This window comes from Novosphingobium sp. JCM 18896 (assembly GCF_025938095.1).
Classification (GTDB): Bacteria; Pseudomonadota; Alphaproteobacteria; order Sphingomonadales; family Sphingomonadaceae; genus Novosphingobium.
The window spans coordinates 116,316-139,003 of sequence record NZ_JAPCZF010000003.1; the positions used below are offsets into that span (position 1 = coordinate 116,316).

Below are 22,688 nucleotides of genomic sequence, written 5' to 3' on the forward strand. Positions count from 1 at the left end.
GGAGCGTCCAGGCGTCCCTCGTCACCCCGGACTTGATCCGGGGTCTCGCTGCCTGCGGCAAGCGATGTGCTGGCCTCCATAGCGGGACCCCGGATCAAGTCCGGGGTGACGGAAGCGTTCAGGCTTGAGCGGAAAATGGCGGTTGAATTCGTCGAGTGTCGACCCGCTGGACTCTATCGAGACTGCCTCAGGGCTCGAGTCGATCGAGCCACCAGGTGACCATCGCCCGCGTCTCGTCGTGGCCGCCGGCGATTCCCAGCGCGCCTTCGATGCCCACCGTGCTGCCGATCGCTGCGATCGCCTGGGTGACCGCGCGCGGCGAGAACACCTCCTCGCGATGCGGCGAGGCCTCGATCTGCGCGCCGACCTGATCGAGCCCGACCTGGCGGATGTGCTCGCCGAACCGGATCGTCTCGGCACGGATCGCGGCGTTGTGGTTCGCCATGGCCATGAATTCCATGTTGAGTCGCGCGTCGTGCGGGTTCGAGCAGACGTTCCAGAAGGCGTGCAGCGGCCGCGGATCCTGGAAGGCGGTTTCGATCTGCTCCTGCACACGGGCGATGTGGCGCTGGTAGGTCGCCATCAGCAGGTCGTCCATCGTCTGGAAATAGTAGTAGACGAGCTGATGCTTGAGGCCGGCGCGCTCGGCCACGCTGCGCGCGGTGAGCGCGGCATAGCCGTCCTCGCGCATCACCGCTTCGACCCCGTCCATCAGCGCCGCGCGCGAGGTGGAGTTCTCCAGTCCCATCCTGCGCGTTGCCGCCATCTCGTCTCGTTCTCCTGCCTGTCCGATCGGTGTGCCGCGATCGTGCCTAGACGCGTCTGATTGACATGGCCAGCCCCGGCGCTAAGAACTTGGTCAGCAAGGCGCGCCAAAGCGCCGGGAGAAGGATTCGCGAATGCAGGCCCTGGACGCGCTCGATCTGCCCTGGCTCGACTATACCAATCCGGCCCTGGCCGCAGATCCCTATCCCCATTTCGCTGATGCCCGCGCGCGGCATCCGTTCCTCGCGCGCACCGACATGGGCGTGGTCATCACCGAATATCAGGCGATGCGTGACCTGTTCGGGCGCGGGGAACTGCGCGCGCCCTATGCCGACGTCGTCAAGGTGCTGGGGCAGGAGAACACGCCCTGGGGCGATTTCACCGAGCGCCAGATGATCGCGCTGCCGGCGGAGACGCACCGCTTCCTGCGCGACACCTTCGCCGCCAAGTTCACCCCGCGCAACGCCAACGAGCTGCGCCCGCTGATGCGCGCCAATATCACCAAGCTGCTCGACCTCTGGGCGCCGAAGGAGGCCATCGATTTCGAGGAGTTCGCTGCGAACTTCCCGATCTCGGTGATGTTCGCGCTGGTCGGCGCACCGCAGGACGACATCGCCCAGCTGCGCGACGACCTCGAGGTGATCGGCCTCGCGCATAGCTACCAGGATGACCTGTTCCCGCGGATCCAGGCGGGGATGGTGCGGCTCGAAGCCTATGTCGAGAAGATCATTGCCGAGCGCCGCGCCCATCCGCACGCGCAACAGGAGGATCTGCTCGACCTGCTGATCAATACCAGCGACGACGGCAACGTCACGCATCAGCAACTGGCCGACCTGATCGTGTTCTTCTTCCTCGCCGGCTACGATACGTCGAAGAACGTGCTGACCTATCTGATGTACACCCTGCTCGACTATCCCGAGATCTACGAACGCTGCGGCGAGGATCACGACTATTGCCGCAAGGTGATCGAGGAAGGGTTGCGCTATTTCAATCCGAGCACGGTCGCGCGCTTCGTCGACCAGGAATTCGCCTATCGCGACGTGGTCTTCCCCAAGGACCAGATGCTGTTCTTCCCGCTCAGCGTCTCGGGCCGCGATCCCGGCTCCTACGACGAGCCCGACCGCTTCGATCCCGATCGCCCGATCGACCCGAAGAAGCGCCAGATCGCCTTCGCGCTCGGCAAGCACATGTGCCTCGGCCAATACATCGCCCGCGCGCAGCTCCAGGAAGCGCTCCACCAGATCGCCCAGCGGATGAAGCATCCCCAGCTCGCCGGCGCGGTCGGCCATCGTCCGTTCTACGGCGCCTGGGGGCTCAAGGGCCTGCCGATCACCTTCGAGGAGGGCAAGGCCAAGGTGTTCGAGAACGCCTGAGGGGCGGGGCGGCGGACGGACGCCGCGGCGGCACATTACGACATCGTAATTCGCCGCCGTTCGGCGGTACACCTCCCGTCAAGGTTGCTTGTGCTCGATCCGCGCCGGGCCTAACGCGAGGCCTGCCGCTGCGGGTGCCCACGGGGCTCGCGACTTTCGAGGCGAGGTCTTCTGTTCGAGTCATTCCGCGCCGGGGCGGCACTTTCGGATCGTCAGCGCAGGCCCAGGCGCGTGCGCCCGATGGGCGTGCTGCTCGCGCTCGCGGTCGAGGCGCTGCTCGTGCTCGTGGTGCTGTCGATCGGCTCGGCGATCTCGGGGCCGCAGGGCAAGCAGGAGGGGCTCGTTTCGGTCCGCTTCCGCGCCGCCCCCGAGCAGAAGCAGGCGCAGACCCCCGAGGAAGAGCAGCAACCGCGCAAGGAAACGATCCAGCGGCCGGCCGAGCAGGCGAGCCAGACGCCCGAGCGCGAGCAGCCCAGGCCGGTCCAGCCACAGTCGCGCCCGCAGTCGCCCGCGCCGGCGCTGATCCCGCTCTCGCCGTCGCAGATGACCGCTTCGGATATCAGCCGCGCACCGAGCCCGCCTTCGGCCCCGGCGCGCTCGCGGATGGGCCCCGTCGATACCAGCCCGCCCGCGGCCGACACGCCGCGCGTCTCGGGCTCGGGCCCCAACGGCGAGCCGCTCTATGCCGCGGCCTGGTATCGCGAGCCCTATCCCGACGAATTGAACGGCTACCTGTCGACCGCGACCGGTCCCGGCTGGGGCCTGATCGCCTGCCGCACCGCGCCCGACTACCGCGTCGAGGACTGCATCAAGGTCGACGAATATCCCAACGGCTCGAACATCGCCCGCGCCGTACTAGCCGCCGCCTGGCAATTCCGCGTGCGCCCGCCGCGCGTCGGCGGGCAGTACCGCATCGGCGAATGGGTGCGCATCCGCATCGACTACCAGATGCGGCAGAAGTGACGAAGGGGCGGTGCGGAAGACAATTTCGCACCTGCAGCATAATCGCTTGGCAAGCCTCCTTCGTTGCGGCATCGTCCGTGACATCAGGGAGTCGCAATGCAGTCAGGCAGCCGCGCGCAGTACGATGAGATGCTCGATCCGGGCGGGGCCGTGAGGCCCGCCTACGAGGGGTTTCGCAACTGGTATGATGCGCAGGACGCCACCTGGCTCAAGCGGCAGGACAGCGAGGCCGAGCGCTTCTTCCGCCGCACCGGCATCACCTTCAACGTCTATGGCGACGACGCGGCCGAAGAGCGGCTGATCCCCTTCGACATGATCCCGCGGATCATCACCGCGAACGAATGGCGCAAGCTGTCGCGCGGGATCGAGCAGCGGGTGCGCGCGCTCAACGCCTTCCTCCACGATCTCTACCACCGCCAGGAGATCGTCCGGTCGGGCCGCCTGCCCGAACGCCTGCTGCGTAACAACGACGCCTTCCTGCCGCAGATGGCGGGTTTCACCCCGCCGGGCGACGTCTACACCCACGTCGTCGGCATCGATCTGGTCCGCACCGGGCCCGACGAATTCATGGTGCTCGAGGACAATGCCCGCACGCCCTCGGGTGTGTCCTACATGCTCGAGAACCGCGAGACGATGATGGCCATGTTCCCCGAGCTGTTCAGCCGGGTGGCGGTGCGTCCGGTCTCCGACTATCCGCGCCGGCTCGCGCGCAGCCTCGCCGCCTGCGCGCCGAGCTGCGCGAGCCAGCGGCCGGTGGTCGCGGTGCTGACGCCGGGCATCTACAATTCGGCCTATTTCGAACACGCCTTCCTGGCCGACCAGATGGGTGCCGAACTGGTCGAGGGAAGCGACCTGCGCGTGGTCGACGGGCGCATCGCCATGCGCACGACCACCGGCTACCGCCCGGTCGACGTGATCTATCGCCGCGTCGACGACGAATATCTCGATCCGCTGAGCTTCAACAAGGACTCGGCGCTCGGCGTCGCCGGGATCATGGACGTTTACCGCGCGGGCAAGGTCACCATCGCCAATGCGCCGGGCACGGGCATCGCCGACGACAAGGCGATCTACTCGTTCATGCCCGAGATCGTCGAGTTCTACACGGGCGAGAAGCCGATCCTCAACAACGTGCCGACCTGGCGCTGCAGCGAGCCCGATGCGCTGGCCTATGTGCTCGACAACCTGCACGAGCTGGTGGTCAAGGAGGTCCACGGTTCGGGCGGCTATGGCATGCTGATCGGTCCGACCTCGTCGAAGGGTGAGATCGCCCGTTTCGCCAAGAAGCTGCGCGCACGGCCCGAGAACTACATCGCCCAGCCGACCCTGTCGCTGTCGACCGTGCCGATCTTTACCAAGGCCGGGCTGGCGCCGCGCCACGTCGATCTGCGGCCTTTCGTGCTGGTCTCGCCGGGCGGGATCGACATCACACCGGGGGGGCTGACCCGCGTCGCGCTCAAGAAGGGATCGCTGGTGGTCAACTCGTCGCAGGGTGGCGGGACCAAGGATAGCTGGGTGCTGGAAGACTGATGCTGGGACGGAGCGCAAACGGCATCTACTGGATGACCCGCTATCTCGAGCGGGCCGAGAACACCGCGCGCCTGCTCGAGGTGGGCTTCCGCATGGCGCTGACCCGCGGGCCGCAGGCGGCGAGCGAGGAATGGCGCTCGGTGCTCGTCACGATCGGCCAGGACAAGGCCTATCGCGAACGGTTCGACGACTACACCGGTGCCCAGGTGTTCAACTTCATCCTGCGCGGGCCTGACAATCCCGCCTCGGTCCTGTGCATGCTCGACAATGCGCGCAGCAACGCGCGCACGGTCCGCACCGGCCTTACGCGCGAGGCCTGGGAAGCGACCAACGAGGCCTGGATGCAGTTGCGCGACCTGCTCGCGCGGCCCGTGCGCGAGGGCAACCTGGGCGAGGTGATCTCGGCCATCCGCGGCCAGACCACGCAGGTGCGCGGTGCGATGGACGGCACGATGCTGCGCAACGAGGTGTTCAACTTCGCGCGGCTCGGCACCTTCATCGAACGCGCCGACAACACCGCGCGCATCCTCGACGTCAAATACTACGTGCTGCTGCCCTCGCTCTCCTGGGTGGGCTCGAGCCTCGACAACGCGCAGTGGGAGACGGTGCTGCGCTCGGTCGCGGGCGACCGCGCCTATCGCTGGCTCAACGCCGGCCGGCTCGATCCGCGCGGCATCGCCCAGTTCCTGATCCTCGACGGCCGCTTTCCGCGCAGCCTGGCCTTCGCCTACGAGAAGCTGGCGAGCAACATGGCCGGCCTCGCGCGCCAGTACGGCGGCGAGACCCAGGCGCATGCGCTGCTCCAGGCCGCGCGCGCCAAGCTGCAGCAGGCGACGATCGACCGCGTGATCGAGCGCGGCCTGCACGAGTTCATCACCGAATTCATCGCCGATACCGGCCGCATCAACCAGGCGATCGCCGCCGAATACCGTTTCATAGAGTAGAACCCGGCCCATGCGTCTCTCGATCAGCCACACCACCCGCTACGGCTTCTCGCAGCCCGTGGCTCACGGCTTGCAGCGGCTGCGGCTGACGCCCAAGTCTTCGCACGGGCAGAGCGTGATCGACTGGACGATGGACTTCGACGGGGTCCGGCTCGAAGCCGAATACGACGATCACCATCGCAACCGCACCGCGCTGGTCTCGGTCGAGCCGGGCGCGACAGCGGTCACCGTCGTCTGCAACGGCGTGGTCGACACCGCCGACAACGCGGGCATCGTCGGCGAGCATGTCGGCTACCTGCCGCTCTGGCACTTCCTCGGCCAGACCGAGCTGACCAAGCCCGGTGCGAAGCTGCGCGCGCTGGTTGCCGGGCTCGATGCCGATCCGGCGCAGCCGCTCGAACGGCTGCACGCGCTGAGCCGGGCGGTCCACGATGCCGTGGCCTATACGATCGGTGTGACCCAGGTCGACACCACCGCCGAAGAGGCGCTCGGCGCGGCGCAGGGCGTGTGCCAGGACCATACCCACATCTTCCTCGGCGCGGCGCGGTTGCTGGGCCTGCCGGCGCGCTATGTCAGCGGCTACCTGATGATGAACGATCGGATCGACCAGGAGGCCGGGCACGCCTGGGCCGAGGTCCACGTCCCTGGGCTCGGCTGGGTCGGCTTCGACGTGTCGAACGCGATCAGCCCCGACGAGCGCTATGTCCGTTTGGCCACCGGCTGTGACTATCGCGATGCCGCGCCGATCACCGGAATCAGCGTCGGCGCCGGGCAAACCGCGCTCGAAGTGCGCTTGGCCGTTGCGCAGCAGCTGATGCAGCAGTAGCGAAACCGTTCAGGGGACGTCCGAGGGGAATCGCGCGAATGACCTATTGCTGCGGTATGATGCTCGAACGCGGGCTCGTCCTGATGAGCGACACCCGCACCAATTCGGGCGTCGACAACATCTCGACCTTCCGCAAGATGCACCATTGGTCGATCCCCGGCGAACGCGTCGTCGCGATCATGACCGCGGGCAATCTCGCCACGACCCAGGCGGTGATCTCCAAGCTGGAAGAGCGCAACAAGGCTCCGGCCGAGCGGCACAACACCGTGCTCGAGGCGCCGACCATGTTCCAGGTCGCCTCGATCGTCGGCAAGCTGCTGCGCGAGACGATCCAGGAGCGCGATGCCGACAACGGCATGACCGGCTCGGGCCAGTTCACCGCCTCGATCATCGTCGCCGGCCAGATCAAGGGCATGGAGCCGCGGATCTTCCTGATCTACCCCGAAGGCAATTTCATCGAGGCGCAGCCCGACACACCGTTCTTCCAGATCGGCGAGACCAAGTACGGCCGCCCGATCATCCTGCGCGGCTACGAGCCGGACATGACCTTCGAGGACGCTGTCAAGCTGATGATGGTCAGCTTCGATTCGACGATAAAGGCAAACCTCTCGGTGGGCCTGCCGCTCGACCTGCTGGTGATCGAGAAGGACAATTTCGTGCCGCTGCACGAACGCCGCATCGAACTGGGCGATCCCTATTTCCGCGCGATCTCCTCGACCTGGGGCGAGGCGCTGCGCCGCGCCTTCGTGTCGCTGCCCAACTACAGCTTCGATCCGCCGCCCGAAGGCGAATAGGCGGGGCGGTTTCGCTTCCAACCGCGAGCCCTCCTGATCCTCCCCTGCAAGGGGAGGGGGACCGCCCGCGGAGCGGGTGGTGGAGGGGTATCCCCCTCTCCGAGACGGTTACACCCCTCCGTCATTGGCTTCGCCAATGCCACCTCCCCTTGTAGGGGAGGATGAAGGCACCGCGATCCGGTCCGGGACGATTCTAATTCGCGCCCAACACCTGCTTCTCGACCGCGTCGGAAGCCAGCACCTCGCCGATCACGCCGAGATCGACACCGGCATGGGCCGCGACCGCGCGCACGGTGGCGACGTCCTTGGCCATCAGCGCGCCGATGCGCGGCGCCACCGCCGCGACCGAGCCACCGCTGGCGACCACGGCCAGGCCACGGCTGGCACCGCTTCCGTGTTGGAGCGCGGCGAGGATCGCGGGTTCGTCGATGCCCAGCGCGCCGGCCAGGCGCACGGCCTCGACCGCGAGCCCGACCTGCGAGACGAACAGCGCATTGTTGACCAGCTTGACCTTCTGCCCGTTGCCGAGCGCGCCGACGAACAGGATCGGATCGGCATAGCTGGCGAGTGCCGGCTGCGCCGCGGCGAGCACGGCCTCGTCGCCGCCGACCCACAAGGTCAGCCGCCCCGCGGCGATGTCGTGCGGCCCGCCCGACAGCGCGGCGTCGAGGACCTGCACGCCGCGTTCGGCTGCGGCCACGCCGAGGAGCTGCGCGGTCGCGGGATCGGAGGTGGTGTGCTGGACCAGCACCGCGCCCGGCTTCATCGCCGCGATCGCGCCATCGGGGCCCAGGCAGACCTCGCGAACCTGCGCGTCGTTGAGCACCACGCAGAACACGAGGTCGGCATCGCGCACGGTCTCGGCGATGCTGGCGTGAGCGCTCAGGCCCGCGGCGGCGGCGTCCTCACGGGCTTCCGCCTGGCGCACGAGCACCGCGGCATCGTGGCCGGCCTCGCGGAGCCGGTCGAGGATCGGGCGGCCCATCCGGCCCGCACCTATCAGTCCGATCTTCATCAGACCGCGTCGATCGTGGCGAGATCGGCCAGGCGGCCGACGAAGGTCTGCTCGCCAGTATGTGTCAGCTGCATCCAGGGGCAGAGCCAGACCTTCATGCCCGCCTCGCGGACGCGCCGGCAGAAGGCATAGTCCTCGGAGACGTGCATCGCGCTGTATTGGCGGAATGCGCTCCCTTCGCTTTCGAGATAGGACACCAGTTCGTCGGCCGTGGCCTGCGGGAACAGCGCGCGATGCGCGCGCATCTCGGCGAGCAGGTTGTCGTGCTTGGTGTCGATCTCGGTTTCGAAGAAGGCGTGGATCTCGTCGGAGGCGTCGACGCTGATGCCGATCCTTTCGGGACGATAGCGCTTGAGCGGCCAGGCCTGGCGATAGCGCTCGAAGGTCGCGCGACGGATCATCATGAAGCCGGTACCGGCCTGGCTGACCTCGACCGGCCGGTCGAGCGCGAAAGGCGCGTCCTGGGCCGGGCTCACCGCCACCGGGCTGGCATAGTGGGCGAGCCTGGCGGGATCGCCATCGGCGAGCCCGCGCTTGGCGGCTTCGCGCAGGTTCTCCCAGGCGATCGTCTTGATCGGATAGGGCGCGGCGATCACGTCGAACGCCGCGCCGCCGGCACCCGTCTGCAGCGCGAGCAGGCGGATGACGTCGTTCGGATCGAAGCCGATGTCGGCATCGATGAACATCAGCACGTCGTCGCCCGAGCGCAGGAACTCGTCGGCGGTGACGTTGCGTGCCTTGGTGATCAGCGCCTCGTGGCAGGCGAAGTAGAAGCGCAGCTCGACGCCGATCTGCGTGCACAGCGCCGTCAACTGCGCGAGCGACAGCGTGAAGGCCGAACAGCAGTGCCCCGAATACATCGGCGTGCCGATGAACAGGCGCAGCCCTCTCAGGCGTTCGAGATCGACGGTGGCGGTCACTTCGGGCACTCCGCGGGTGGCGGGTGCCGCCCTCTCGATCATCCTATCGCCTTGCGATCCCTAGGCAAGTTGGCTCCAGTTTGGAGCGTCCGCCTTCGCCGATTGATCCCCGCCGCAGTCCGGCCATTCCGACGGCGCCCTGGATGCGGCGCCGGGCGCTTTCGCGCTTTCGCTGCGCGCTAGCTTGCGGCACATCCGATCCAACGAGTCTCACAAACGAGACCAGAGGAAGCCGGAAGGACTACGCCATGCAGGCGCTCGCCGATCTCGATCTCTATCACCTGCGCTGGGAGGAGCCTGCCTTCGCGGCCGAGCCGCTGCCCGAATTCGCCAAGGCGCGCGCCAAGCACCCGTGGATCGCCAAGTGCGATGCCGGTTACGTGATCTTCGAATACCAGGCGATCCGCGACCTGCTCGTCCAGGACGACAAGCTGCGGCCCTCGTTCGATGGCGTGGTCGAGGTGATGGGCGCGCAGGGCAGTCCCTGGGGGCGCTTCACCGAAGAGCAGATGATCGCCATGCCCGAGAAGGAGCACACGCTGATGCGCGGCACCTTCGCGGCCAAGTTCACGCCGCGCTATGCCAACCAGCTGCGCCCGCTGATGCGCGAGACGATGGAGCGCCTGCTCAAGGAATGGGTGCCCAAGGGCGAGATCGATTTCGAGGAGTTCGCCTCGTACTATCCGGTCGCGGTCACCACCCAGATGATCGGCGCGCCGCAGTCGGCGATTCCCGGTCTGCGCGCGTCGATGGAAGCCGTGGGCCTCGGCATGAGCATGGACCCGAAGATGCTGCCCCGGCTCGACGCGGCCGTGCTCCATCTGACCGAGTTCAGCGAGGAACTGGTCGCGCAGCGCCGCGCCAATCCCAAGCCTGCGGATGCGCCCGCGGATCTGCTCGACATGCTGATCGAGGCCAGCGACGAGGGTGGCATCTCGGCGCGTCAGCTGGTGGACCTGCTGATCTTCCTGTTCGTTGCCGGCTACGACACGTCGAAGAACGTGTTCACCTACATGATGGCGCTGATGACCGAATATCCCGAGGTCTACGAACGCTGCGCCGAGGATCACGAATATTGCCGCAAGGTGGTCGAGGAAGCGCTGCGGGTGTTCAATCCCAGCTCGACCTTCCGCTTCAGCAAGCAGGACTTCGTCTATCGCAACGTGCTGATCCCGGCGGACACGATGATCTTCTTCACGCTCAACGTCTCGGGCCGCGATCCGACCGCGTTCGAGCGGCCCGATGCCTTCGATCCCGAGCGGACGATCGACCCGACGCGGCGCCAGCTCGCTTTCGGCATGGGCCGGCACATGTGCCTGGGCCAGTATATCGCGCGTGCCCAGCTGCAGGAGGGCATCCACCTCGTCGCGCAGCACATGCGCGCGCCCAAGCTCGCGGGCGCGCCCGGCTGGCGGCCGTTCCCCGGGGTCTGGGGCATGAAGGGCCTGCCCATCGCGTTCACGCCCGCATGAGCTGGCTCGACAAGGTCCGCGCGATCGGTCCGGCGATCGACCAGGCCGCGGCCGAGGCCTCGCTGGCGACCGAGCTTTCGGCCGAAGTGGTGCGGACGATCGACGATCTCGGCGTCTTCGCGCTGATGGCGCCGCGCGACGTCGGCGGTGGCGAGGCGACGCCGGCAGAGCTCATCGACGTGATTTCCGAGCTGTCCTACTGGGACGGCTCGGCGGGCTGGTATGCCCATGCGGTGATGACCGGCGGCTCGGTCGCCGGCGCCTTCCTCGGCGACAGGGCGGTCGAGGCGATCTTCCCGAATGGCCGCTTCGTCCACGCCGCCGGCCAGGCCGCGCCGACGGGCAAGGCCGTGCGCGAGGGCGATCACTATCGCATCTCGGGCCGCTACTCGTTCGGCTCGGGCAGTCCGCACGCGCAGTTCATCGTCGGCGGCTACGTGCTGCACGAGGACGGCCTCGATGGACTTAGGCCGGTGATGTCGGACCATGGCGGCCCGGTCATGCTGATCGGTCTGGCCCCGCGCGAGACCGTGAAGTTCCTCGGCAACTGGGACGTGATCGGCCTGCGCGGCACCGGCTCCTACGATTTCGAGGTGACCGAGCAACTGCTCCACGAGGACTTCTTCCACAACACCGCGGCGCCCGTGCACCGCCGTGGCGGCGCGCTCTATCGCATGGGCTTCATGGCGTTGCCCTGCATCTCGCACGGCGCCTTCGCGATCGGCGCGACGCGGCGCGTGCTCGACGAGTGGCTGGCCTTCGCCAAAGGCAAGCCGCGCGGCAGTGGCAAGCCGATGAGCGAGAGCGAGGCCTTCCAGCGCGATTTCGCCACGGCGACCGCCGATCTTCGTGCGGCCGAAGCGTGGTTTCGTGGAACCTTCGACCGTCTCTACGACGACGCCGTCGATGGCCGGGAGATTGCGGCGGCAACGCGGCTCGAGGGGCGGCTGTCAACCAGCCACGCTTTCGTGGTCGCATCGCGGGTGGCGCAGACCGCTTTTGCGTCCTGCACGACCCATTCGGTGCGCAACGGCAGCCGCCTCCAGCGGGCGGTGCGCGACATCCAGGCCGGCAACGCCCATTTCCTCACCGCCGAACAGTCGCTGATCGATGCGGGCAGGGTGCTGGCGGACGCCGAGGGTGCGGTCCTGGTATTCTGACCGGAACGGAAAAGGCCGGGGTCTGGCCCCGACCTTCGTCATGCGGTGTTACCAGCCGCGATAGCCGTTGTTGTAGCCATAGCCATAGCCATAACCGTAGCGGTCACGATCGCGGCGCCAGTCACGATGGTCGCGCGAGGCCTCGCGGCGGGCCTGCGAAATTTCGCGGCGGCATTCGCGACGCTCGCGCTCGTATTCGCGACGGCTGTCGGCGCGACGCAGTTCGCGCTGGCATTCGCGCACCTCGCGGCGAACCTCGTTGCTGCCGCCGCGATAGCCGTAGCCATAGGGCTGGGCCGAAGCCGCCGTGGCGGCGAGCGGCGAAAGAAGCGCGGCCATCGCGGCGCCAAGAATGAGCTTACGCATTTGAGTCCTCCACATCTGTGCGGTCGTTGAGGACTTTATCGTCCGACTCGCCTGAACGGCTGCGGAGCCATTCGTTCATCCAATTGCAAAGAAAGATGAACGGAGCGCTTTGCGCGACGAGGCGTCAGCGCTTGCGGTAAATCACCGAAAGATTGTTCGCCGGCATCTCGATCACGGCCTCGAACGCGAGCCCGGCGGCTTCGGCAAGCGCGGTCACGTCGTCGAGCTCGCGCAGGCCCCAGCGCGGATCGCGGTGCTTGAGATCGGCGTCGAAGGCGGCGTTGCTCGGCGCGAGCGGATGGCCGGCGCGGCGATAGGGGCCGTAGAGATAGAGCGGCTGGCCTGCGCTCAGCAGCCGCCCAGCGCCGCGCATCAACCCCTCGGTCGCTTCCCAAGGGCTGATGTGGATCATGTTGATGCAGAGCACCGCGTCGGCGCGCGCGATCGGCCAGGCCTCGGCCGCGGCATCGAGATCCAGCGGCGACAGGACGTTCATCAGGCCGTTCGCCTCGGTCCAGGCGGCGATCGAGGCGCGCGCGTCGGGCGTGGGGTCGCTCGGCTGCCAGCGCAGGAAGGGGAAGGCGCGCGCGAAATGGATGACGTGCTCGCCGGTGCCGCTGGCCACTTCGAGCGCGATCCCCGTCTCGGGCAGGAGCGGGCGCAGCACGTCGAGAATCGGGTCGCGGTTGCGCTGGGTGGCGGGGGCGGAGCGGCGGGCGTCTTGGTCCATGGCGGGCTCCATAGGGCATTTTCACCGATGTCAGGGGTGAATCATCGCTTCGGCGTTGGCATGTCCATTGAAATCGCGGCCTCGGACTGCGACATGAACCCCATTATTCCTCATTCCGGGAGAACGGCGATGGCCGATGATGTCGACACCAAGGAAATGGCACAGAACGCCAGGAAGTACTGGTCTGCCGAGGGTTATACCGAAGGCGGCGTGATCCGCGAGGTGGACTATGCCACCCAGTCGGGCGGGCTCTTCCCCGAATTCGCTGGCATCAAGATCGTCGACTGCGACACCCACATCACCGAGGCGCCCGATCTCTTCACCAGCCGCGCCCCCGCCGCGCTGAAGGACAAGGTGCCTTACGTGAAGCTCGACGGCGACGGCGTTGAGCGCTGGTACGTCGGTGACCGCAACTTCGGTTCGATGGGCGGCAACGTCATCCGCGCCGACAAGAACAAGCTGCTTGGACGTCTGGCCTTCCCCAAGCTCGAGCAGGCGCACCCCGGCGGCCACCTCGTCAAGGATCGCCTCCAGGCGATGGACGACATGGGCATCTATGCCCAGATCGCGTTCCAGAACTCTGGCGTGACCCAGGCCGGCTCGCTGATGAGCCTCGGCGATCTCGAACTCGCGAAGACGATCGTCCAGCTCTACAACGACGCCTCGCGCGATTTCCAGGAAGAGAGCGGCCAGCGCATCTTCAACATGATCCATCTGCCCTTCTGGAATAAGAAGGAAATGGAAGCCGAGCTGCGTCGCTGCATCGACATGGGCCTCAAGGGCCTGGTCCTGCCCGACACCCCCGAGCGCGTCGGCGTGCCCAGCTTCAGCCACGACTACTGGGACGGCGTGCTCGAAATGTGCGAGTCGACCGGTACCTCGCTGAACTTCCACCTGAACTCGGCGGTCGATCCCAACACGCTGACCTGGGAAGGCTTCCAGTTCGAGCAGACGCTGTCGGTCGTCGCGACGATGTTCTCGATCGGCAATGCCGCCACGCTCGGCAACTGGATGGTCTCGGGCCGTCTCGACCAGTACCCCAAGCTCAAGATCGGCCTGATCGAGAGCGGCATGGGCTGGGTGCCCTTCGCGGTCGAAGCGCTCGAGCACCAGTTCAACGAAATGCTGCCGCGCTTCTCGAAGACCTTGCAGCGCCGTCCGTGGGAATACTTCCGCGACCAGTTCATGTGCTCGTTCTGGTTCGAGAAGGTCGGTCCCAAGCTCCTGCTCGAGACCATCGGCGTCGACAACGTCATGTTCGAAACCGACTTCCCGCACCCGACCTCGCTCTATCCGGGCGTGCAGGAGCACCTGCGCGACGTCTTCTCGGGCTACGACAAGGCGACCGCGAAGAAGGTGCTGCAGGACAACCCGGTGCGGTTCTACAACCTGCCGTTCTGATCGCCGAAGCCCCCGTCCAGGCGGGGGCGCGGCATCGCGAACACGAAAGGCCCTCTCCCGGTTCGGGGGAGGGTTTTCGTATCAGCGGCAGAAGCTGCTGCCGCTCAGTTCGACGTGGAAGTGGTTGGCGTGGGCCGCGTTGTAGCCGGGGCCCAGGGTCGTGCCGAAGCGCTTGCAGGCGCTGGCGTGGACCGTGCGCAGGAATCGGCGTTCGTCCGCCGATCCGCCGTTCCAGTCGTCGAGCACGGAAACCCGGCGGCCGTCGGCCAGGATGAAGGCGGCGACGTCGATCGCCTCGGCGCGGGCGTGGGCCGAGCGCTTGCCCGATCCCGCGACGTTGCGGCAGTTGTAGGAACCCATCGTCTCGATCCGCACGAGCGCGGAGCCGAGGATCTGCCGCGCCGCGCGGTCGGCGCCGAAGCGCGCCCAGGCGGCGAAGGTGTTGGCCAGCGGGCAGGCGACCGGACCGAGGTTCGACAGCGCGAACATGGCGCTGTCGCCCTGCAGGCTGGAAAGCCGCACGGTGTTCACGGTCGAGCAGCCGGCACCGAAATACTGATCGGGCAGCGGGGTGAAGTTGGCCCGGGTCATGCCCAGCTCCGACAGGCACTGGCGCGCGTCGGGGCGCGGCGTGAAGCTCTGCGTCGATTGCCGAACCGCCTGCCGCTTGGGCGCTGAAGCCTGCGGAATGTCCATGCAGCCGCCGAGGGCTGCGAGGAGCGGGAGAAGGAAGAGAATTCGCCGCATGACGCAGGTCAATTTCCGCCAACGTGGTTAATAAGATATTGACGTTGCGGTGAACCGTTGGCCCTGCGCGGGGTGCTGGGGACTTCGGCAGAAACCTTGGGTGCGTGACTTGACTTGCGCCCCCGTGCCTCTAAACGCGGCGCCGGGCCACGCGGTCCCAACGCCGCGCGTGCTCTCTGTGAGGAGAGTCTTAAATGACTGACGTAACGTACCCGGCGCGCAAGCCTGCGCGTCCGTTCTTTTCTTCCGGTCCCTGCGCCAAGCCGCCCGGATACGCCCCCGAAAAACTCGCCACCGAATCGCTGGGCCGCTCGCACCGCGCCAAGATCGGCAAGTCGCGCCTTCAGTACAGCATCGACCTGATGCGCGAAGTGCTGCAGCTGCCCGAGACGCACCGCATCGGCATCGTGCCCGGCTCGGACACCGGCGCCTTCGAGATGGCGATGTGGACGATGCTGGGCGCGCGCGGCGTGACCACGCTGGCCTGGGAAAGCTTCGGTGAAGGTTGGGTCACCGATGCCGCCAAGCAGCTCAAGCTCGATCCGACGGTGATCCGCGCCGACTATGGCCAGGTCCCCGATCTGAGCCAGGTCGACTTCACCACCGACGTCCTGTTCACCTGGAACGGCACGACCTCGGGCGCGCGCGTGCCGAACGCCGACTGGATCCCCGCCGACCGCGAAGGCCTGACCTTTGCCGACGCCACCTCGGCGGTCTTCGCCTACGACATCGACTGGTCGAAGATCGACGTCGCCACCTTCTCCTGGCAGAAGGTCCTGGGCGGCGAGGGCGGCCACGGCGTGCTGATCCTCGGCCCCCGTGCGGTCGAGCGTCTCGAAACCTACACCCCCGCCTGGCCGCTGCCGAAGGTGTTCCGCCTCGTGTCCAAGGGCAAGCTCGCCGAGGGCGTGTTCAAGGGCGAGACGATCAACACCCCGTCGATGCTCGCGGTCGAAGACGCGATCTTCGCGCTCGAATGGGCCAAGGGCCTCGGCGGTCTCGCCGGGCTGCAGGCGCGCTCGAACGCCAATGCCGCCGCGCTCGACAAGATCGTTGCCGAGCGTTCGTGGCTCGGCCATCTCGCCGAGGACGAAGCGACGCGCTCGAAGACTTCGGTCTGCCTCACCGTCGAAGGCGCCGATGCCGACTTCATCAAGCAGTTCGCCGGACTGCTCGAGAAGGAAGGCGCGGCCTATGACGTCGCCGGCTATCGCGACGCCCCCGCGGGCCTGCGCATCTGGTGCGGCGCCACGGTCGACACGGCCGACATCGAGGCGCTCGGCCCCTGGCTCGACTGGGCCTACGCCACGCTGAAGTCCGCCTAACTTATTCCGTCACCCCGGCCTTGAGCCGGGGTCCCACTGTCCTTTTGCCCGCAATGAAGCGGGACCCCGGATCAAGTCCGGGGTGACGACGTAGTGATTGGAATTTCAAAATGACCAAGCCCAAAGTCCTCATTTCCGACAAGATGGACCCCAATGCCGCCGCGATCTTCCGCATGCGCGGCTGCGAGGTCGACGAGATCACCGGCAAGACCCCCGAAGAGCTGAAGGCGATCATCGGCCAGTACGATGGCCTGGCGATCCGCAGCTCGACCAAGGCGACGCAGGAAATCATCGACGCCGCGACCAACCTCAAGGTCATCGGCCGCGCCGGCATCGGCGTCGACAACGTCGACATCCCGGCGGCCTCGGCCAAGGGCATCGTCGTGATGAACACGCCCTTCGGCAACTCGATCACCACCGCCGAGCACGCGATCGCGCTGATGTTCGCGCTGGCCCGCCAGCTGCCCGAGGCCGACCTGTCGACCCAGGCCGGCAAGTGGGAGAAGAACCGCTTCATGGGCGTCGAGATGACCGGCAAGACGCTGGGTCTGATCGGTGCGGGCAACATCGGCTCGATCGTTGCCGACCGCGCGCTGGGCCTGCGCATGAAGGTCGTCGCCTTCGACCCGTTCCTGTCGCCCGAGCGCGCGGTGGACATGGGCGTCGAGAAGGTCGAGCTCGACCAGCTGCTCGAGCGTGCGGACTTCATCACCTTGCACACGCCGCTGACCGACCAGACGCGCAACATCCTGTCGAAGGAAAACCTCGCCAAGACCAAGAAGGGCGTGCGCATCGTCAACTGCGCGCGTGGTGGTCTGATCGACGAGGACGCGCTGAAGGCCGCGCTCGATTCGGGCCACGTCGCCGGCGCTGCGCTCGACGTGTTCGTCACCGAGCCCGCCAAGGAGCACCCGCTGTTCGGCACGCCCAACTTCGTGGCGACGCCGCACCTCGGCGCCTCGACCAACGAGGCCCAGGTCAACGTCGCGCTGCAGGTGGCCGAGCAGATGGCCGACTACCTGGTCAACGGCGGCGTCACCAACGCGCTCAACATGCCGAGCCTGAGCGCCGAGGAAGCTCCGAAGCTCAAGCCCTACATGGCCCTGGCCGAGAAGCTGGGTTCGCTGGTCGGTCAGCTGACCACGGGTTCGATCCCGCGCATCTCGATCCACACCGAGGGTGCCGCGACCGAGCTCAACATCAAGCCGATCACCGCGGCCGTGCTCGCCGGCTTCCTGCGCGTCCAGTCGGACAGCGTGAACATGGTCAACGCGCCGTTCCTCGCCAAGGAGCGCGGCATGGAAGTGCGCGAGATCAAGACCGAGCGCGAGGGTGACTACCACACGCTGATCCGCGTCTCGGTGAAGACCGAGGCGGGCGAGCGTTCGGTCGCCGGCACGCTGTTCAGCAACAGCGAACCGCGCCTGGTCGAACTGTTCGGCATCAAGGTCGAGGCCGAGCTGGCCGGTTCGATGATGTACATCGTCAACGAGGACGCGCCGGGCTTCATCGGCCGCGTCGGTACCCTGCTGGGCGAGAACGCGATCAACATCGGCACGTTCAACCTCGGTCGCCGCGAAGCCGGCGGCGAGGCGGTGCTGCTGCTGTCGGTCGACAGCCCCGTGTCGCAGGACGTGCTCGACAAGGCTTGCTCGCTGCCGGGCGTCAAGCGCGTCAAGGCGCTGTCGTTCTGATTGGTATGTCGTCCCGGCTTTCGCCGGGGCGACGTTCCCGCTAAGGCGCGCGCACGATGGAAGACACCGACCGCGATCTGCTGCCCGAGGGGCTCGAGGACCGGCTGCCGCGCAGTGCCGCGGTGGCAGCACGCGCGACGCGCGCCGCGATCGACGTGCTCGAGAGCCATGGCTACGATCGCGTGCAGCCGCCTTCGATCGAATTCGAGAAATCGCTGGCGAGCCGCATGGAAGGCGTGCAGCCGCGCCGCATGTTCCGCTTCGTCGATCCGGCGAGCCTGCGCACCCTGGCGCTGCGGTCGGACATCACCCCGCAGGTCGGCCGCATCGCCGCGACCAGCCTGGCCGGCGCCGCGCGGCCGCTGCGGCTGTGCTATGCGGGGCAGGTCGTCACGATCAAGGGCGATGGGCTCGATCCCACGCGCGAGCGCCTGCAGCTCGGCGCCGAGCTGATCGGCAGCGACTCGGTCGCCGCCGCGGCCGAGCAGGTCGCCATCGCGATCGAGACCCTGGCGGCCGCGGGCGCGCGCGGCGTGTCGGTCGACTTCACCTTGCCCGATCTCGTCGACACCCTGGCCGAGAAGGCACTGCCGCTGCCGGCGGACCGGATCGAGGCAGTTCGCCGCGAGCTCGATGCCAAGGATGCCGGTGGCTTGGTTGCTGCCGGGGGCGAGGCCTATCTGCCGCTGCTGACCGCGATCGGTCCGTTCGACACCGCGATCGAGCGCCTCGCGGCGATCGATGCCGGCGGTGCCCTCGCCAGCCGCATCGCGGGCCTGCGCGAGATCGCCGCGCGCGTCTCGGGCCTCGCGCGGGTCACGCTCGATCCCTCCGAGCGTCACGGTTTCGAATACCAGTCGTGGTTCGGCTTCACGATCTATGCCGAGGGCGTCTCGGGCGTGCTCGGCCGTGGCGGCACCTATCGCATCCTGACCAAGCACGCGGGGCAGGACGAAGCCGCGACCGGTTTCTCGCTCTATCCCGATCCGCTGATTGACGCGCTCGCTGCGATCGAGCCGCCGCGCGACACGCTGTTCCTGCCGCTCGGCCACGACGTCGCGGCGGCGGCTCGCCTGCGGGCGATCGGCTGGCGCACCGTCGCGGCGCTGGGCGAGGGCGACGATGCCCGCGCGCTCGGCTGCACGCATCGCCTCAGCGGTAGCGAGGCCATCGCGCTCTAGGCGCGCCCATTTTCCGATCCCGCTGCTTTACCTCCCGCGTCGCATCGGCTACATCGATCTGAGAACATTGTTCTCAGACGAGCTTTGGGAGAGGCTTGATGCAAACCACGATGACCCGCGCTGAAGCGGGCGACGCCGACGTGATGGTGCGATCGTTCTGCGAGGCTTTCGCCGACGATCCCGGTCTGGCCTGGATCTGGCCCGACCGCGCGGATCGGATTTCGCGCCTGCCCTATTTCTTCGAACCGATCGTCGGCGGCACCTTGCTGCAGGGCGTGGCGCTGCGCTCGGAGGCCAGCGACGCGGTCTCGCTCTGGCGTCTGCCCGGGCGCATCCATCCCGAGCCGCACGAGATGGCGCCCTGGCACACCGCCATGGCGCGTGCCTTCAGCGCGGGTGGCGAACGCTCGCAGCTGATGGGGGCGACCTTAAAGGCGCACCAGCCGGTCGATTTCGACTGGTGGTATCTGCAATTCATCGGCGTGCGCCCTGCGGCGCAGGGTACGGGACTGGGCGGAGCGATCGTGCGCGGCGGGCTCGCGCTCGCCGAGGCGGCGGGCATGCCCGTCTACGTCGAGGTGATGAACCCCGACAATCTCGGCTACTACCGGCATGTCGGCTTCCAGGTGATCGACGAGTTCGACATCCCCGACGACGGACCGCATGTCTGGGGCATGCTCTGGGGGCAGCCATGACCGGGCGCGCGGAGATCGTCGCTGCGATCGAAGCCTATTGCCGCGCGCAGTCCGAGCAGGACGCCGCGGCCTGGGCCGGGCTCTATGCCGAGGACGTGGTCTACGAGGACCCCGTCGGCATCCGCCAGGTGCAGGGCAAGGACCAGGTCGTCGGGCCGATCTGGAACGACATCGTCCGCAACCAGGTGCGGATCTGGCTGACCGACACGGTGATCGTCTGCGGCAGCGAGGCCCTGGCGATCATGGCCTGCGAGATGGGCCCGCCCGAGCGGCGCCAGCGCCTCGCGCCGATCGTCGACCAGTTCCGCTTCGATGCCGCGGGCCGGATCGTCTCGGTGCGCGGGTTCTACAACCTGCCCGAGCGGCCGGGCGCGGTCAGCGGGCAAACACCCGCTTGAGCCAGGCGTCGACCACGGGCGTCGCGGCATAGGCGGGATCGCCGAGCCGGCGGTTGATCTCCATGTGGCCGCGAAGGCCGGTACCGGGGAAGGCCTGAACCTCGACCTCGGTCCCGGCCGTGCGCAGCGCCGTGGCGAGGCCTTGCGTCTGCCTCGTACCGTCGTCGCGTTCGACATGCAGCAGCAGGAAACGCGGCGCATTGGGCGTTCCGGCGTGGAGCGTCGGCGAGAGCCGGCGCTGGCGCTCGGCCTCGGTGCCGAAGGCCTGCTGATAGGTGGCCTGCATGAACCGGCCGGCCTCGGCCATTTGTGCGGGGACGTCGTAGGCGGCGCCGTCGATCGGGATCACGCCCGCAAGGTCGGCGAAGGAAAGGCCGGCGGCGCGCAGATAGCGCTCGTCGGTGCCGACCAGCGCGACCAGGTGCGCGCCCGCGCTGTGGCCCATCAGCACGACGCGGCGGCGATCGATGCCGAGCGCGGCGGCCTGGTCTAGCACGGCCTTCAGCGCTTGGGCGACGTCCTGCGCCTGCTGCTCGACCGTGGCCTCGGGGACGAGGCGATAGTCGATCGAGGCGAAGGCATAGCCGGCTTCGGGATAGTGCGTCGCCTTGGCGCGGCCGGTGGCGTTGTCCTTGCTGCCGCGCTGCCAGCCGCCGCCGTGGACGAAGAGCACCAGCGGCGCCGGCCCGGTAACGCCCTTCGCGCGCCACAGGTCGAGCTTCTGCTGCGGATCGCTGCCATAGGTGAGCGTGCGATCGGCCGGGACGGCGACCCCGGCGCTGGCCGCCTCGCCGCGCAGGAGTCGGTCGCGCAGGCGCTGCGCGTCGGCCGGGACGGAACTCGCCACCAGCGCCAGAAGGGCTACGGTCAGGGTCTTGTTCATGCGTTCACTCCCGCTTGCGCGCCCAATTGCACACAGGCTGCCCTAACCGGCGATGAACTGTCCGGCCTGGTGCCGGCTTTGGACCTTGACGCTGCGAACTGTCACAAGTAGGCCGCGCCCCGCATTGGGGCCAGAAGGCCCGCCTGTCCCATCCCGGCGTCGAGTCCTGTCGAAGGGCGCTTGCGGATTTTCCTGGCAGGGTGGAGGACTCTATCCATGGCTAACGTAACCGTGATCGGCGCCCAGTGGGGCGACGAGGGCAAAGGCAAGATCGTCGACTGGCTGGCCAGCCGCGCCGACGCCGTCGTCCGTTTCCAGGGCGGCCACAACGCCGGCCACACGCTCGTCGTCGGCGAGCAGGTCTACAAGCTGAGCCTGCTGCCCTCGGGCATCGTGCGCGGCACGCTGTCGATCATCGGCAACGGTGTGGTGCTCGATCCCTGGCACCTCAAGAGCGAGATCGCCAAGCTCGAAGGCCAGGGCGTCAAGATCACCCGCGAGAACTTCGCGATCGCCGACAACTGCCCGCTGATCCTGCCGATCCACGGCGAGCTCGACGTGATGCGCGAGAACGCCGCCGGCGCCGGCAAGATCGGCACGACCGGCCGCGGCATCGGCCCTGCCTATGAGGACAAGGTCGGCCGCCGCGCGATCCGCGTCTGCGACCTCGCCCACCTCGACGCGCTCGACGCGCAGCTCGATCGCCTCTGCGCGCACCACGACGCGCTGCGCGCCGGCTTCGGCCAGCCGCCGGTCGATCGCCAGGCGCTGCTCGACGCGCTGCGCGAGATCGCGCCGTCGGTGCTGCAATATGCCGAGCCGGTCTGGAGCCGCCTCAACACCGTGCGCAAGGCCGGCGCGCGCATCCTGTTCGAGGGCGCGCAGGGCGTGCTGCTCGACGTCGATCACGGCACCTATCCCTTCGTCACCAGCTCGAACACGGTCAGCGGCACCGCCGCCTCGGGCTCGGGCCTCGGCCCGTCGTCGACCGGCTTCGTGCTCGGTATCGTCAAGGCCTATACCACGCGCGTCGGCTCGGGCCCGTTCCCGACCGAGCTCGAGGACGAGACCGGCCAGCGCCTCGGCGAGCGCGGCCACGAGTTCGGCACGGTCACCGGTCGCAAGCGCCGCTGCGGCTGGTTCGACGCGGTGCTGGTGCGCCAGTCCTGCGCGATCTCGGGCGTGACCGGCATCGCCCTGACCAAGCTCGACGTGCTCGACGGCTTCGAGACGGTGAAGATCTGCACCGGCTATCGCCTCAACGGCAAGGTGCTCGACTACTTCCCGAGCCATGCGGCCGATCAGGCCAACGTCGAGCCGATCTACGAGGAAATGGAAGGCTGGCAGGGCACCACCGCCGGCGCCCGTTCCTGGGCCGATCTGCCCGCGCAGGCGATCAAGTACATCCAACGCGTGCAGGAACTGATCCAGACCCCGGTCGCGCTGGTTTCGACCAGCCCCGAGCGCGAGGACACGATCCTCGTGCGCGATCCCTTCGTGGATTGATGC

The 22,688-nt window shown here is 67.7% G+C and carries 22 protein-coding genes; 15 read left to right on the top strand and 7 right to left on the bottom strand.

Annotation, left to right across the window (positions count from 1 at the left end; genetic code table 11):
• Positions 1–187: 187 nt before the first annotated feature.
• Positions 188–766 (bottom strand): TetR/AcrR family transcriptional regulator, encoded by a 579-nt coding sequence (locus OLX23_RS10925; protein WP_264445023.1) that lies wholly within the window; start codon positions 764–766, stop codon positions 188–190.
• 133 nt (positions 767–899) lie between these two features.
• Here OLX23_RS10925 and OLX23_RS10930 point away from each other — a divergent pair, with 133 nt between their 5' ends.
• The 6 genes from OLX23_RS10930 to OLX23_RS10955 all read left to right on the top strand — a co-directional run bounded on the left by OLX23_RS10930 (position 900) and on the right by OLX23_RS10955 (position 7,192).
• The gene (locus tag OLX23_RS10930) at positions 900–2,138 is read left to right on the top strand and encodes a cytochrome P450 (RefSeq protein ID WP_264445024.1); all 1,239 of its coding nucleotides are present in this window, start codon (positions 900–902) and stop codon (positions 2,136–2,138) included.
• 240 nt (positions 2,139–2,378) lie between these two features.
• Positions 2,379–3,101 carry a hypothetical protein gene (locus OLX23_RS10935; protein WP_264445025.1) on the top strand — a complete coding sequence of 241 codons (723 nt, stop codon included), beginning with the start codon at positions 2,379–2,381 and terminating at the stop codon, positions 3,099–3,101.
• 96 nt (positions 3,102–3,197) lie between these two features.
• Positions 3,198–4,628: a circularly permuted type 2 ATP-grasp protein gene (locus OLX23_RS10940; protein ID WP_264445026.1), complete on the top strand. Its 1,431-nt coding sequence runs from the start codon at positions 3,198–3,200 to the stop codon at positions 4,626–4,628.
• Entirely contained in the window at positions 4,628–5,572 is a 945-nt protein-coding gene (locus OLX23_RS10945) for an alpha-E domain-containing protein (protein ID WP_264445027.1), read from the top strand. The genes OLX23_RS10940 and OLX23_RS10945 overlap by 1 nt, the downstream gene beginning before the upstream one ends.
• 10 nt (positions 5,573–5,582) lie before the next feature.
• Positions 5,583–6,398, top strand: coding sequence for a transglutaminase family protein (locus tag OLX23_RS10950; RefSeq protein WP_264445028.1), 816 nt, complete (start codon positions 5,583–5,585; stop codon positions 6,396–6,398).
• A 38-nt stretch (positions 6,399–6,436) separates the two neighbouring features.
• The gene (locus OLX23_RS10955; protein ID WP_264445029.1) at positions 6,437–7,192 is read left to right on the top strand and encodes a proteasome-type protease; all 756 of its coding nucleotides are present in this window, start codon (positions 6,437–6,439) and stop codon (positions 7,190–7,192) included.
• Positions 7,193–7,385: 193 nt separating this feature from the next.
• Here OLX23_RS10955 and OLX23_RS10960 read toward each other — a convergent pair whose 3' ends face one another.
• Both OLX23_RS10960 and OLX23_RS10965 read right to left on the bottom strand, forming a co-directional pair.
• Positions 7,386–8,207: an NAD(P)-dependent oxidoreductase gene (locus tag OLX23_RS10960; RefSeq protein WP_264445030.1), complete on the bottom strand. Its 822-nt coding sequence runs from the start codon at positions 8,205–8,207 to the stop codon at positions 7,386–7,388.
• Positions 8,207–9,169, bottom strand: a complete 963-nt coding sequence (locus tag OLX23_RS10965) for a hypothetical protein (RefSeq protein WP_264445031.1) — start codon at positions 9,167–9,169, stop codon at positions 8,207–8,209. Before OLX23_RS10965 ends, OLX23_RS10960 begins: the two co-directional genes overlap by 1 nt.
• Positions 9,170–9,375: 206 nt before the next feature.
• Between OLX23_RS10965 and OLX23_RS10970 the strand changes: the two genes are divergently transcribed.
• Both OLX23_RS10970 and OLX23_RS10975 read left to right on the top strand, forming a co-directional pair.
• Positions 9,376–10,599 (top strand): cytochrome P450, encoded by a 1,224-nt coding sequence (locus tag OLX23_RS10970; RefSeq protein ID WP_264445032.1) that lies wholly within the window; start codon positions 9,376–9,378, stop codon positions 10,597–10,599.
• A complete protein-coding gene (locus OLX23_RS10975; protein WP_264445033.1) occupies positions 10,596–11,759 on the top strand; it encodes an acyl-CoA dehydrogenase family protein in 1,164 nt (387 codons plus the stop codon). Before OLX23_RS10970 ends, OLX23_RS10975 begins: the two co-directional genes overlap by 4 nt.
• 48 nt (positions 11,760–11,807) lie before the next feature.
• On the opposite strand, the gene OLX23_RS10980 is transcribed toward OLX23_RS10975, so the two are convergent.
• Both OLX23_RS10980 and OLX23_RS10985 read right to left on the bottom strand, forming a co-directional pair.
• On the bottom strand, positions 11,808–12,125 hold the full coding sequence (locus tag OLX23_RS10980) for a hypothetical protein (RefSeq protein WP_264445034.1): 318 nt from the start codon (positions 12,123–12,125) through the stop codon (positions 11,808–11,810).
• A gap of 124 nt (positions 12,126–12,249) precedes the next feature.
• Entirely contained in the window at positions 12,250–12,855 is a 606-nt protein-coding gene (locus OLX23_RS10985; protein ID WP_264445035.1) for a class I SAM-dependent methyltransferase, read from the bottom strand.
• Between the two features lie 129 nt (positions 12,856–12,984).
• On the opposite strand from OLX23_RS10985, the gene OLX23_RS10990 reads away from it, so the two are divergent.
• Positions 12,985–14,256 (top strand): amidohydrolase family protein, encoded by a 1,272-nt coding sequence (locus tag OLX23_RS10990; RefSeq protein WP_264445036.1) that lies wholly within the window; start codon positions 12,985–12,987, stop codon positions 14,254–14,256.
• Between the two features lie 81 nt (positions 14,257–14,337).
• Here the strand turns inward: OLX23_RS10990 and OLX23_RS10995 are convergent, their stop codons facing one another.
• Complete coding sequence (locus tag OLX23_RS10995) at positions 14,338–14,952, bottom strand: extensin family protein (RefSeq protein WP_264445037.1); 615 nt, start codon at positions 14,950–14,952, stop codon at positions 14,338–14,340.
• Between the two features lie 245 nt (positions 14,953–15,197).
• Between OLX23_RS10995 and OLX23_RS11000 the strand changes: the two genes are divergently transcribed.
• The 5 genes from OLX23_RS11000 to OLX23_RS11020 all read left to right on the top strand — a co-directional run bounded on the left by OLX23_RS11000 (position 15,198) and on the right by OLX23_RS11020 (position 20,296).
• Positions 15,198–16,328, top strand: coding sequence for a phosphoserine transaminase (locus OLX23_RS11000; protein WP_264445038.1), 1,131 nt, complete (start codon positions 15,198–15,200; stop codon positions 16,326–16,328).
• Between the two features lie 110 nt (positions 16,329–16,438).
• The gene (gene serA, locus OLX23_RS11005; protein ID WP_264445039.1) at positions 16,439–18,022 is read left to right on the top strand and encodes a phosphoglycerate dehydrogenase; all 1,584 of its coding nucleotides are present in this window, start codon (positions 16,439–16,441) and stop codon (positions 18,020–18,022) included.
• Between the two features lie 56 nt (positions 18,023–18,078).
• Positions 18,079–19,203 (top strand): ATP phosphoribosyltransferase regulatory subunit, encoded by a 1,125-nt coding sequence (locus OLX23_RS11010; RefSeq protein WP_264445040.1) that lies wholly within the window; start codon positions 18,079–18,081, stop codon positions 19,201–19,203.
• Positions 19,204–19,301: 98 nt separating this feature from the next.
• Complete coding sequence (locus OLX23_RS11015; protein WP_264445041.1) at positions 19,302–19,898, top strand: GNAT family N-acetyltransferase; 597 nt, start codon at positions 19,302–19,304, stop codon at positions 19,896–19,898.
• Positions 19,895–20,296, top strand: coding sequence for a nuclear transport factor 2 family protein (locus OLX23_RS11020; protein ID WP_264445042.1), 402 nt, complete (start codon positions 19,895–19,897; stop codon positions 20,294–20,296). The genes OLX23_RS11015 and OLX23_RS11020 overlap by 4 nt, the downstream gene beginning before the upstream one ends.
• Here OLX23_RS11020 and OLX23_RS11025 read toward each other — a convergent pair.
• Positions 20,274–21,179, bottom strand: a complete 906-nt coding sequence (locus OLX23_RS11025) for an alpha/beta hydrolase (RefSeq protein ID WP_264445043.1) — start codon at positions 21,177–21,179, stop codon at positions 20,274–20,276. The two genes, OLX23_RS11020 and OLX23_RS11025, sit on opposite strands and share 23 nt — an antisense overlap.
• Before the next feature lie 216 nt (positions 21,180–21,395).
• On the opposite strand from OLX23_RS11025, the gene OLX23_RS11030 reads away from it, so the two are divergent.
• A complete protein-coding gene (locus OLX23_RS11030) occupies positions 21,396–22,685 on the top strand; it encodes an adenylosuccinate synthase (RefSeq protein ID WP_264445044.1) in 1,290 nt (429 codons plus the stop codon).
• The last annotated feature ends 3 nt before the right edge of the window (positions 22,686–22,688 follow it).